At 61.4% G+C, this 12,318-nt stretch carries 11 protein-coding genes; 4 read left to right on the forward strand and 7 right to left on the reverse strand.

The annotated features are described in order from the left end of the window. Positions 1 to 6: 6 nt before the first annotated feature. The 7 genes from IB263_RS20915 to IB263_RS20945 all read right to left on the reverse strand — a co-directional run bounded on the left by IB263_RS20915 (position 7) and on the right by IB263_RS20945 (position 7,707). Complete coding sequence (locus IB263_RS20915) at positions 7 to 1,029, reverse strand: Ldh family oxidoreductase (RefSeq protein WP_110819664.1); 1,023 nt, start codon at positions 1,027 to 1,029, stop codon at positions 7 to 9. 1 nt (position 1,030) lies between these two features. Next, positions 1,031 to 3,016 carry an FAD-dependent oxidoreductase gene (locus tag IB263_RS20920; RefSeq protein ID WP_192438958.1) on the reverse strand — a complete coding sequence of 662 codons (1,986 nt, stop codon included), beginning with the start codon at positions 3,014 to 3,016 and terminating at the stop codon, positions 1,031 to 1,033. Between the two features lie 123 nt (positions 3,017 to 3,139). Continuing rightward, complete coding sequence (locus tag IB263_RS20925) at positions 3,140 to 4,219, reverse strand: glycine betaine/L-proline ABC transporter ATP-binding protein (protein ID WP_192340539.1); 1,080 nt, start codon at positions 4,217 to 4,219, stop codon at positions 3,140 to 3,142. Beyond that, positions 4,212 to 5,099, reverse strand: a complete 888-nt coding sequence (locus tag IB263_RS20930) for a proline/glycine betaine ABC transporter permease (RefSeq protein ID WP_060519178.1) — start codon at positions 5,097 to 5,099, stop codon at positions 4,212 to 4,214. The genes IB263_RS20925 and IB263_RS20930 overlap by 8 nt, the downstream gene beginning before the upstream one ends. A 103-nt stretch (positions 5,100 to 5,202) precedes the next feature. Then, positions 5,203 to 6,204 (reverse strand): ABC transporter substrate-binding protein, encoded by a 1,002-nt coding sequence (locus IB263_RS20935; protein ID WP_060519180.1) that lies wholly within the window; start codon positions 6,202 to 6,204, stop codon positions 5,203 to 5,205. A 65-nt stretch (positions 6,205 to 6,269) separates the two neighbouring features. Continuing rightward, positions 6,270 to 7,070: a pyrroline-5-carboxylate reductase gene (locus IB263_RS20940; protein ID WP_060519182.1), complete on the reverse strand. Its 801-nt coding sequence runs from the start codon at positions 7,068 to 7,070 to the stop codon at positions 6,270 to 6,272. 7 nt (positions 7,071 to 7,077) lie between these two features. After that, a complete protein-coding gene (locus IB263_RS20945; RefSeq protein WP_034799984.1) occupies positions 7,078 to 7,707 on the reverse strand; it encodes a TetR/AcrR family transcriptional regulator in 630 nt (209 codons plus the stop codon). A gap of 147 nt (positions 7,708 to 7,854) precedes the next feature. Here IB263_RS20945 and IB263_RS20950 point away from each other — a divergent pair, with 147 nt between their 5' ends. The 4 genes from IB263_RS20950 to IB263_RS20965 are packed head-to-tail and all read left to right on the forward strand — an operon-like array spanning position 7,855 to position 12,258. Next, entirely contained in the window at positions 7,855 to 9,891 is a 2,037-nt protein-coding gene (locus IB263_RS20950; RefSeq protein WP_113136337.1) for an NADH:flavin oxidoreductase, read from the forward strand. 2 nt (positions 9,892 to 9,893) lie between these two features. Then, the gene (locus IB263_RS20955) at positions 9,894 to 10,499 is read left to right on the forward strand and encodes a dimethylsulfonioproprionate lyase family protein (protein WP_060607854.1); all 606 of its coding nucleotides are present in this window, start codon (positions 9,894 to 9,896) and stop codon (positions 10,497 to 10,499) included. A gap of 45 nt (positions 10,500 to 10,544) precedes the next feature. Beyond that, entirely contained in the window at positions 10,545 to 11,294 is a 750-nt protein-coding gene (locus IB263_RS20960; protein ID WP_192340531.1) for an electron transfer flavoprotein subunit beta/FixA family protein, read from the forward strand. Between the two features lie 22 nt (positions 11,295 to 11,316). After that, positions 11,317 to 12,258, forward strand: a complete 942-nt coding sequence (locus IB263_RS20965; protein WP_192438959.1) for an electron transfer flavoprotein subunit alpha/FixB family protein — start codon at positions 11,317 to 11,319, stop codon at positions 12,256 to 12,258. Positions 12,259 to 12,318: the final 60 nt, after the last annotated feature.

Here is a 12,318-nt window from a genome sequence, read left to right on the forward strand (position 1 = left end):
GTGTTCTTACGTTAGCCCGCCGGACGATTGATGTTCATTCGACGCGAAACGATCGATGGCGTCGAAGACAGCGCGGGACATGCGCAATGGTTGCTCCGGCGAGCCAGGTGGCCTGCCGCTGACGCCCGGGACGTGAACGCCGAGCTTCTCCAGCCGCCGGATTTGGTCGTGTGCGCGGGCGATGTGGCCGCTCCCTTCCGGGCCCGGCATCATCGCAAATACCGTCAGCCCGACAGCGGGAGAGGTTTCACCCGTTCTGAAGCTTGGCGTGTCCAGAGACCAGGAACCGCCGGAAAGACCGGCGGACAGCATTTCGACGAGGAGCGCGACGTTCGCACCCTTGCGGCCACCGAAGGGTAGCAGCGCGCCTAAGAGTGCCTTTTCGGCGTCCCGGGTATCGGCGCCTTCGTTGTCGACCGCCCATCCTTCCGGGATTTCTCGCCCCTCGGCGGCGGCGGCGGCAATGTTGACGTAGGCAGTCGCGCTTGACGATTGGTCGACGATGAGTGGCGGCGCGTTGGCGCCGAGCGGAAATCCGAAGGCGATGGGGTTCGTGCTGTAGACAGCCGGTCCTCCTGCCTTCGCTACGACCATGGCATTCGCGTTGGTCGCCGCAAGACCGCCCAGGCCTTCCAGCGCGAGCCTGCGCACGTAGTAGCCGAGCTCGCCCGTTGTATAGCTGTTCTTTTGGGTGAAGAGCGCGATCCCGAAGTTGCGGGCAGCATCCACGAAATCGCGGAAGGCAAGGTCGAAACCAAGCTGCGCGATGCCTCGGTCGGCATCGCAGGTGATGTGAGCGGGGAAGGGGCGCGTGGCGGCCGGCGTGGGATCGCAATTGATGCGCCCCTCGCGAAAACTGTTCAGATAATCGACGAGGTGCGGAAACCCGACCGCGCTCGGGCCGAAGCGGGCGGCCGACACTGTTGCGTCCACGAGCGATCGGGCGCTCGCCGGATTGGCGCCGGCACCAAGGCAAGCTCTCATCGCCAGATCTTCTGCTTGCCTCTGGTTGAGTTCGACCTCTTCCATCTCAGATCTCCAGTCCCGCTTTCCTACCCTCATAAAACGCATAGGGTGCCTGCCGCGGTGCGGCGCAATCGCCGATCTGGCGCGTAGCGATACCGCGTTCGGCGAGCCCCGGCATCAGCCAGTCGGCCGGGGCATTCGTGGTGGCCGTCACCAAGGCATCCGCGTCGATGAAGCGACACTCTCCCGTGGTGTGGTCGACGATGGTCGCGCCGTTGCCGTGCCATTCGATGACGCTGGCTTCGACGATCCATGTGACGCCGAGTTTCCTGAGCGCCTGCCGCATCGGAACGTCGGCTGCGGTTCGCTGCAGCTCCTTGCCGACGAACGGGTCGGGCGTCAGGAGCGCCACCTCGTGGCCCTCCTCGGCGAGCTTCCAGGCGGTGCCGCAGCCGCGCCAGCCGCCGCCTTCATCCAAAAGCAGAACGCGCTTGCCCGGCCTTGCCTGCCGCGCCATGACGGCTTCGACTGTGAAGACGTTACCCTTCGCCAGGCCCGGCATCGCCTCGACCGCCGGCAGCGCTTTCTGGAACACCGTCTCCGGCGAATAGGAGCCGGTGGCGACGATGACACGCCCGAACTCGGAAGGATCGATGTCCTCGGCCTCGACATAGGAGTTGAGGCGAACCTCTACACCGAGTTTTTCGAGCTGGCGCTCATACCAGGCGATGAGATCGAGGATCTGGGCCCTTCGTGGCTGCATGCCTGCGAGCAGGAAGTTACCGCCGAGCCGGTTCGACGCCTCGGCGAGCGCGACTTCGTGGCCACGCTCGGCGGCCACCCGGGCGGCCTCCAGTCCGGCTGGGCCGCCACCGATGACCAGCACGCGCTGGGGATCGCTGGTCTTCAAAAAGCGGTCGCCGTTCCATTCGGCCTCGCGGCCGACGGACGGGTTGATCAGACAGCTGATCCAGTAGTCGCGCGACCGGCGTCCCCAGCACATCTGATTGCACGAGATGCAGCCGCGAATGTCCTCCGGGCGATCTTCGGCCGCCTTCGTTGCAAGATGCGGATCAGCGATCTGCCCGCGCACGATCGAAACGAGGTCGGCTGCTCCCTGGCTGAGCACCGTTTCGGCGTTTTCGGGGGTGCGGATGTGGCTTTCGGCGATCACAAGCGCGTTCTTGACGACACTCCTCAGGACTGAAGCGAGATCGGCGCCAAGTTTTTCCGGATAGAGGAACGTCGGCATCAGCTTGTAGAAATCGAGGTAGCCGCCAGAGCCGCAGGTGACATAATCGATAAGGCCCAGTTCGTCGTGCAGGCGGATGATTTCGGCAAGCTCGTCGCGTTGAAGCGCAACCTTCACGTCCGGTTCGTCACTGACGGCAAGGCCGACAATGAAATCCGGCCCGCAGACGTTCCTGATCCGCGTCAGGATTTCCCGAGACATCCGCATGCGGTTTTCAAGCGAACCGCCCCACTGATCGTCGCGCCGATTGCACCATGGCGTCCAGAATTGGTCGACCAAACCGAGATAGGCAGCCCATACTTCGACGCCGTCAAAGCCGGCGTCCCGACAGCGACGTGCCGCCGCAACGAAGCCATCGATCGTTTCCAGGATTTCCGCTTCGGTCATCGGATGCGAGCCGTCGCTGTCATGATAGCTCGGCCCGCCCGAAGGCGACCAATGCGGATGGAACGAATTGTCGGAATCCCCATGCGCTCCGACGTGATAGAGCTGCTGGATCGCTATGGCTCCATGCCCTTTGATCGCCTCGACCACCTCCTTGAAATGGGGGATGACACTGTCATCGGAGTGGCGAAAATTGCCGCGAGTTAAAACGGCTGCGGCATGGACGGGCATGGGTTCGACGACGATCATCGCGGCGCCGCCGATCGCTCGTTCCCGGTAATAGGCGGTATGTCGTTCGGTCGGCAGACCCTCGACCGCCATGTTCGCCGAGTGCGCGCCGAACACGATCCTGTTCTTCAGCGTGTGGGACCGCAGTTTGAGAGGGGAAAACAGCCGAGGAAATTTCTTGGACATGGCGCAACTCCTGGCGGGGAGGGGATCGGGACTGGAATGGAATGAGGGAGGAGCCACCCTTGGCGCTTTTCCGGGCGGAGGACCGGCCGCCCGGAGGAATGGCATTCGCCGGCCGATCCGCGCTTACGCCGCGTTGGCCGCGATTGCCATTGCGCGATCGTTCGTCTCGTGCGCATTGACCATGGCGCCCGCGAGCTGGCGGAAGGTGACAGTGCCGAGAGGCATTCCGGACGGATCGACGACGGTGATATCACCTTCGGGTGCAGAGGCGAGCGTACGGACCGCTTCTTCGATTGTGAGATCGGCGGCAATCCGTTGCCCACTGTCGGCTGCAGTTGCGCCAAGCGGTGCCATGATCGCCTCCACATGGACAACGCGGCCCCGGTTCACCTCCTTGACGAAATTGGCGACATAGTCGTCGGCAGGCCTCAGCACGATATCCTGGCTCGTGCCCTGCTGGATGACCTCGCCGTCGCGCAAAATGGCAATCTGGTCACCGAGCCTCAGCGCTTCGTCGAGGTCGTGGGTGATGAAGACGATCGTCTTTTTAATCTCCTTCTGCAGGTCCAGAAGCACCGTCTGCATGTCCGTGCGGATGAGAGGATCGAGGGCTGAATAGGCCTCATCCATCAAAAGCACCGGTGCGTCGTTGGCAAGCGCGCGGGCGAGCCCGACGCGCTGCTGCATGCCGCCGGAGAGCTGATTGGGATACTTGTGCTCGAAGCCCTTAAGTCCAACCCGTTCCAGCCAGCGCATGGCAGTATCGATGCTTTGTGCGCGCGCTACGCCCTGGATTTCAAGGCCGAAGATCGTGTTGTCGAGCACGCTTCGATGCGGAAGCAGCGCGAACTTCTGGAACACCATGGCGGTCTGGTGGCGGCGGAACTCGCGCAGTTCCGCCTCTGGCATCTTCACCACATCGACGCCGTCGACGAGAACTTCGCCGGCCGTCGGATCGATCAGCCGGTTGATATGCCGGATGAGCGTCGACTTGCCCGAGCCGGAAAGCCCCATGATCACCTGGATCGAGCCCGACGGCATCTCGATGTTGATGTCGCGAAGGCCGAGCACGTGCCCGTGACGCTCGTTCAGTTCGGTCTTGGTGAGGCCGTTCCTAACCGCCTCGACATGAGCCCGGGCATTCGGTCCGAAGATCTTATAGAGATGGCGGATTGCGATGCCGCCGAAAGCGTGCTCAGCCATGGACCACCTCCCGGTGCTTCTGCAATCGTTCGCCATAGGCCTGGCTGACCCGGTCGAACATGATGGCGATGCCGACGATCGCAAGACCATTGAAGATACCGAGCGTGAAGTACTGGTTGGCGATCGCCTTCAGTACGGGTTGGCCAAGACCCTGAACACCGATCATCGAGGCGATGACGACCATGGCAAGCGCCATCATGATCGTCTGGTTGATCCCTGCCATGATGGTCGGAAGCGCAAGCGGGAGCTGCACCTTGAAGAGCTTCTGCCGGTTGTCGGCGCCGAAGGCATCGGCCGCCTCCAGTACGTCCTTGTCGACCAGGCGAATGCCGAGATTGGTGAGCCGGATCATCGGCGGGATCGCGTAGATGACGACGGCGATCAGGCCCGGCACCTTGCCAATGCCGAGCAGCATGACGACGGGGATCAGGTAGACGAAGCTTGGCATGGTCTGCATGACGTCGAGCACCGGGTTGACGACCCGCTGGACCCTGTCGGAGCGCGACATGAGAATGCCGATCGGCAGGCCGATCGCGATCGACAGGATCGTGCAGACGAAGATCATCGAGATCGTCCGCATCGTATCGTCCCACATGTCGAAGTAGCCGATGAGCAACAGCGTCACGAGACAGCCGGCGGCGATGCGAATGCTTCTGGTCGCTGACCAGGCGATGGCGAGGATGAGGAGCGTGATGATCGGCCAGGGCGTCTTGGTCATGAACCGTTCAGAAGCGATTAGAAAATGCTGGAGCGGCGCGAAGAAGCCCTCGATCAGATCACCGTAGTTTCGGGTAAAGCCGCGAAACGTTTCGTCGATGACTTTCTTGAGGTTTCGAAGCGCGTTGTCGTCCATGCTGGGAAATTGATAAAACCAGTCCATTCGGTTCCCCTTCTCGAAAGAGCCGATGCGTTCTTGTTGTTATGTCGGCGAGAACGGTGCGATATGCTGAAGGCACACCGCACCGGGTTTTCGGCCGTGCTGACTACAGCGCAGCCTCGATCTTGGCGGCGGCCTCTGGGGAGACCCACTTCTTCCAGATATCCGGGTTTTCTTCGAGGAAGTGCTTTGCACCTTCCTCGCCGCTCGCCTGGTTGTCGGTCATCCAGGCCATCAACTTGGCGATTGTCTCGTTGCTCCAGGAGCGCTTGTTGAGGTACTCCATGACCTCGGGGCCAGCTTTTTCGGAAAAGGGCTTGGCGACAAGTGTCACGATCGTATCGACCGGCCAGGCGCTCGGCTTCGGGTCAGTGCATTCGGCAACCGTAATGCAACGCTTCCACTCGGCTGCGTCATAGGGGACGCCTGCCTCAAGCTGCACCATCTCGTATTTGCCAAGCAGGGCGGTCGGTGCCCAGTAATAGCCGACCCAGCCTTCCTTGCGCTCATAGGCCTTGGCAATCGAGCCGTCGAGGCCTGCTGCCGAGCCGGTGTCGACCAGCGTCCAGCCGGCCTTCTCTGCTTCGAAGGCCTTGTAGAGCTGTGCGGTCACGACCGTTCCACCCCAACCCTGTGGACCATTGAAGATCGCGCCCTTGCTCGGGTCTTCAGGATCCTTGATGAGGTCGGGATGCTTCAGGAGATCGGGAATACTCTTGATGTCTGGATGGGCATCGGCGAAATACTTCGGGATCCACCAGCCCTGAACGCCGCCATCGGGCAGCGGAGACCCGACCTTTACGATACGGCCTTCTTCGGTTCCCTTCTTGACCACGTCGGGAAGCAGATCGATCCAGGCCTCGGGCGCGATATCCGGCTCGCCTTTTTCCGCCATGGAGGTGATCGTCGGTACGGTATCGCCGATGGTGATTTCGGCGCTGCAGCCGTAACCTTCATTGAGGATGATCTTGTCGAGATTGGAAATGACCTCGGCACTTTGCCAGTTCATGCTGGCGATGGTGACGCTGCCGCAGTCTGCCGCGCTGGCGAGCGACGAACCGGCGACGGTCCCAAGGAACAGGCATGTCGATGCTAGCAAGCTTTTCATTATCGTTCCCTCTTTTGGCGGCTTTTCTTCTGAGGCGGGGCGCCGCGGACCCCGTCTCAACGACGCTAGGAGGCTTCTCCCATGCGAACCGATTTCCTGAACGCAGCCCTCAATCCGCGTGAGACGGCGGTATCGAATCCGGCCGCGCGCATCTCCTCGATCGCGGCCGCGGTGGTGCCGCGATAGTCGAGGAAGGTCTGGACAATGTCGGTCGGACAGTCGTCACGCTGCTCAAGCAGCCGACCGGCACCCGTGATAAGGGTATTGACTGCACGCTTGGCGATCTCGGGAGCCAGTCCTTGCGAGACGGCGTCTGCCATCATCGCTTCGGCGAGCAGCGCCGGAAAGGCAGGCCCGGATCCGGTGAGGCCGGTCAGATAGTCGATTTCCGCTTCTGAATGCACTTCATCCTGAGAACCGCAAGCATCGAAGATCGCCCTTATGATGTCTCGATCGTCGTTCTGCAGCCCGGCGGCTGCGACCCACGGCGTATAGGACTTGCGGACTTCGGCCGCCGCATTTGGCAGGGTACGGACCACGCGGTCCGTCCGATGATGCTCAACAAGGGCGCTGAGGCGGATGCCCGCCATGACGGAGATGACAAGCTTGCCCTCGGCAACAACGTTCAGGCTGAGCCAGTCGGCCGGACGGACGGAGAGAACGATGACGTCCGAGCGGTCGGCAAGTGCCTGATTGTCCGATGTCCAGAAGGAGCGGTTGAAACGGTCGGGGCGCTCGCTGCGATAGGAGAGCGACAGGTTCTGAGGCTCGACGATGCCGGCGTCGAGAATGGCGTCGGCGATTGCTCCGCCCAGCCATCCCGCACCACCAATTACGCCAACCCTCAAAGGCCCGCCCGTTTCCATGCTTCTCTCACTCTGGTTTGTAGCCATGCCGGGCGAAGAAGCGATCGAGCTCCCTCTGCTGTGGTGTTTGTCCGGTGTAAATCGCGATGTATTCCGGAATGCGCTTCATGCGGAGCGCAAGATCTTCCTTGGACTGCATCGAGATGTATCCAATCTGGACCAGGTAGGTCGTTCGTGCGCGAACGTCCGCCGGTCCCGCGTCATATCCGAACCGCATGAACATGCGGCCCAGCGCCTCCATTCTCGCCTGATCGGCCTCATGGACTTCGGCCTGTATCTCGGGCGATTGCAGCGCCCAGCTGCGAACGGCGAACTCGAACTGGGAGTCGAACAGTTCCTTGTTCACCCAGCAGTCGAAAACGTTCAGCATCGCCTCGGCCAAGGACTCCGCATAGGCTTCGGACTGTTTGACCAGATTGCCGGTATTCTTCTCCCTCCAGCGCGCGACGAGGGCACTCAGCAGTTCCTCCCGGTCCTTGAAGAACCAATAGAAGCTGGTCCGGGAAAGATTGAGCCGTTTGGCCAACGGCAGGATCTTCACCGAGTCCACGCCCGACTCGAGCAGGGAGTCATAGGCGGCCTCGAGCCATCCCTCCTGAGAACCGCGCCAGCCTGTGTCAGTCATCGCCTGTTCCATGATTGCCTCCTAACAAATCCAAACGGCCGTTTCAAGCAAAATGTACATATGTGTCGAATATCTGAACCACGGTGTTTTTGATTATTGACACCTATGTACATTTCCGCCTACCGTTGCGATAAATTCCCATAAACCGGAGCCCGTCGCATGTCGAACGATCCCCTGCTTCAGCCGTTTCAGTTGAAGCATTTGACCCTGCGCAACCGCATCATTGTTACGTCTCACGAGCCTGCCTATCCCGAAGACGGCATGCCGAAGGACCGCTACCGCGCCTATACCGTTGAGCGGGCCAAGGGCGGGGTGGCGCTGACGATGACCGCCGGCTCGGCGGCAGTGTCCAAGGACAGCCCTCCGGTCTTCAACAACCTGCTCGCATACAAGGACGAGATCGTGCCTTGGATCCGGCAAATGACCGACGCCGTGCATGAAGAGGGGGCTGCGATCATGATCCAGCTCACGCACCTCGGCAGGCGTACCCGCTGGGACAAGGGCGATTGGCTCCCGGTCGTTGCACCCTCACATCATCGCGAGGCAGCGCACCGAGCCTTTCCCAAGAAGCTCGAAGACTGGGACATCGAGCGCATTATCAAGGACTTTGCGGACGCCGCCGAACGGATGAAGGCGGGCGGTATGGATGGTGTCGAGCTGGAAGCCTACGGGCATCTTATTGACCAGTTCACCTCGCCGCTCACCAACGAACTCGACGGTCCTTATGGAGGTTCGCTCGATAACCGCCTGCGCTTTTGTTTCGACGTCTTCAGGGCCATGCGCGAAAGGGTCGGTAACGACTTTATCCTTGGCGTTCGCTATACGGCAGACGAATGTCTTCCCGGCGGGACAGGAAAGGCCGAAGGCCTGGAGATTTCCCGTCGTCTCAAGGAAAGCGGCCTCATCGATTATCTGAATGTCATCCGCGGTCATATCGATACGGATCCGGGCCTCACAGATGTCATCCCGATTCAGGGGATGGCGAGCGCACCACATCTGGATTTTGCCGGCGATGTGCGCGCGGCAACCAAATTTCCAACCTTCCATGCCGCCAAGATCCAGGACGTGGCGACGGCCCGTCATGCAATCGCTGCCGGCAAGGTCGACATGATCGGTATGACCCGCGCCCACATGACCGACCCGCATATCGTGCGGAAGATCATGGAAAAGCGCGAGGATGATATTCGCCCCTGCGTCGGCGCCAACTACTGTCTCGACCGCATCTATCAAGGTGGCATGGCTTTCTGCATTCACAATGCGGCGACCGGTCGCGAAGAAACGATGCCGCATCGGATCCCGAAGGCTGCCGTTCGCAAGAAGGTCGTCATCGTCGGTGCCGGTCCGGCCGGCCTTGAGGCTGCTCGCGTCTCGGCGGAACGGGGTCATGAGGTCGTTGTTTTGGAGGCCGCGAACAATCCGGGCGGTCAAATCCGCCTGACGGCCCAGAGCGAGCGCCGGCGGGAAATGATCGGCATTATCGACTGGCGCATGAGCCAGTGCGAAAAGCTCGGCGTCACCTTCCGGTTCAATACCTGGGCCGAGGCTGAGACGGTACTCATCGAAAAGCCCGATGTCGTCATTATCGCTACCGGTGGATTGCCGCACACAGAGGTGCTGTCGAAGGGCAACGAACTCGTCGTTTCCTCCTGGGACATCATCTCCGGTGATGTGAAGCCTGGAACCAACGTGCTCATCTTCGACGACGCCGGCGACCATGCGGGCCTCCAGGCTGCCGAGTTCCTCGCCAAGGCCGGTGCCAAGGTGGAAATCATGACACCGGACCGCTCCTTCGCGCCCGAAGTCATGGCGATGAACCTCGTTCCTTACATGCGCTCGCTGCAGAAACTCGACGTCACCTTCACAGTCACGTACCGGCTGGAGTCGGTTGAAAAGAGTGGCAACCAGATCATCGCCCATGTTGGCAGTGACTATGGCGGCGTTGCCAAGCAGCAGACCTTCGACCAGATCGTCGTCAACCACGGAACCATCCCGCTGGACGACCTCTATTTCGAATTGAAGCCTGGCTCGCGGAACCTTGGCGAAGTCTCCTACGACGAGCTTATTGCCGGCACGCCGCAGTCCGTCGAACGCAACCCGGAGGGCGCCTATCAACTCTTCCGGATCGGCGATGCCGTTGCGGCCCGCAATACACATGCGGCCATCTACGATGCGCTGCGTCTTGCCAAGGACATCTGAGAATGGCGCGGTTTGACGCCTTGCAAGCGTTTTTGGACGCGGCCTTTGTCGCGTTCAACCAGTTTTCACAGGATCTGAGGGCGCGCCAGTCACTCATGCAGATTTTTGCCCAGCTTGAAGCGCCGCAACCGCAACGTCTGGACATCGGCAAGCGCCTCCCGGTCTGCAGCCAACATCTCGACAGTGTGCTGGCTGCAGAAACCGGCCGATCGTCCCTGGATACGCTAATCAGACGCTTCTCGGACCTTGAACCGATGCTCGAATGGAAGTGGCGCTCGGTCTACGACCATACGGCCAGCGAAAATTTCTTGGTGAGCCACGCCAATGCGATGATCGCCGGACCGGGCGGCCTGGAGGACCGGAGGGACCTCTGGCTCGGCGCGACGCTGATGGCGCCGTATGTGCGTTATCCCGACCACGACCACGCCCCGGAAGAGACGTACCTCGTCCTGTCGGAAGGCGAGTTTCAGCATGGCGATTCCGAATGGTTCTCACCCGGGATCGGAGGTTCCTTCTACAATCCGCCTGGCGTCAGACACGCCATGCGGTCGGGTGAAAAACCGCTGTTTGCATTCTGGGCATTGTTGCCTGATCGACCGAGGCACTGACGAAAGGGCGTTCGGCCGAGACCGAGCGCGGGAGAAAGGTTTGCCATGAAAATACTTGTGACGGTGAAACGGGTCGTTGACTACAACGTCAAGATCCGGGTGAAGGCAGACGGTTCGGGCGTCGAACTTGCGAACGTGAAGATGTCGATGAACCCGTTCGACGAAATCTCGGTCGAAGAGGCGCTCAGGCTGAAGGAAGCCGGCAAGGCTGAGGAAGTCGTCGTCGTTTCCGTTGGTCCGGCCAAGGCCGAAGAGACGCTGCGCACGGCGCTTGCCATGGGTGCCGACCGCGCCATCCTGGTTGAGACCGAAGACCAGGTCGAGCCGCTCGCTGTCGCCAAGATCGTCAAGGGCGTGGCCGAGGCTGAACAGCCGGGCCTGATCATCGTCGGCAAGCAGGCAATCGACGACGATTCGAACCAGACCGGCCAGATGCTGTCCGCGCTGCTCGGCTGGGCGCAAGGGACCTTTGCCTCCAAGGTCGAGATCGGCGATGGCAAGGCAACCGTGACCCGCGAAGTCGACGGCGGTCTGCAGACCATCGACATCAAGCTGCCGGCCGTCGTCACCACCGACCTGCGTTTGAACGAGCCGCGCTACGCCTCGCTGCCGAACATCATGAAGGCGAAGAAGAAGCCGCTCGACAGACACACCCCGGCCGACTTCGGCGTCGACACCGCCGCCCGCCTCAAGGTGCTGAAGACCGAGGAGCCGTCGGGCCGCAAGGCCGGCATCAAGGTCAAGTCGGTCGCCGAGCTCGTCGAAAAGCTTAAAGTCGAAGCCGGCGTCCTCTGATTTAAGGAAGGGAGATTTTATCATGGCCATTCTTCTTCTGGCTGACCACGACAGCAACCACCTTTCCGACCAGACCGCCAAGGCGCTGAGCGCGGCCTCGAAAATCGCCAGTGGCACTGGAGCCGATGTGCATGTGCTGGTCGCCGGCGCCGGCGCCAAGGTTGCAGCCGAGCAGGCCGCCAAGCTTGCGGGCGTTGCCAAGGTGCTCGTTGCCGACGACGCCTCGCTTGCCAACAACCTGGCAGAGCCGCTCGCTGCCCTGATCGTCTCGCTCGCCGGCAGCTACGACACCATCGTGAGCGCCGCGACCTCGGTCGGCAAGAACGTCATGCCGCGCGTTGCAGCCCTGCTCGACGTTTCCCAGGTTTCGGAAATCATCGAAGTTGTCTCGTCCGACACCTTCAAACGTCCGATCTATGCCGGCAACGCCATCCAGACCGTACAGACGACCGAAGCCAAGCGCGTCATCACCGTGCGCACCGCTTCCTTCGCTTCCGCCCCTGAAGGCGGCTCGGCCGCGATCGAGAGCGTCTCGGCTGCCGCCAACCCGGGCGTTTCCTCCTTCGTCGCCGACGCCCTGTCGTCGTCCGACCGCCCGGAGCTGACGTCTGCCAAGATCATCATCTCGGGCGGTCGTGCACTTGGTTCTTCCGAAAAGTTCAGGCAAGTGATCCTGCCGGTGGCCGACAAGCTCGGCGCTGCCGTCGGCGCTTCGCGCGCTGCGGTCGATGCCGGTTACGCTCCGAACGACTGGCAGGTCGGCCAGACCGGCAAGGTGGTCGCACCCGATCTCTACATCGCCTGCGGCATCTCCGGTGCCATCCAGCACCTCGCCGGCATGAAGGACTCGAAGGTCATCGTCGCCATCAACAAGGACGAAGAGGCGCCGATCTTCCAGGTCGCCGACTACGGACTGGTTGCCGATCTCTTCGACGCTCTGCCGGAGTTGCAGAAGGCTTCGTAGGTCCGTTTTTTAAGCGACCGAACCCAGGTGGGCTGACCGTGGTTCGGTTGGCCCTTCCAC

It is taken from the genome of Ensifer sp. ENS03, assembly GCF_014852035.1.
Taxonomy (GTDB): domain Bacteria; phylum Pseudomonadota; class Alphaproteobacteria; order Rhizobiales; family Rhizobiaceae; genus Ensifer; species Ensifer adhaerens.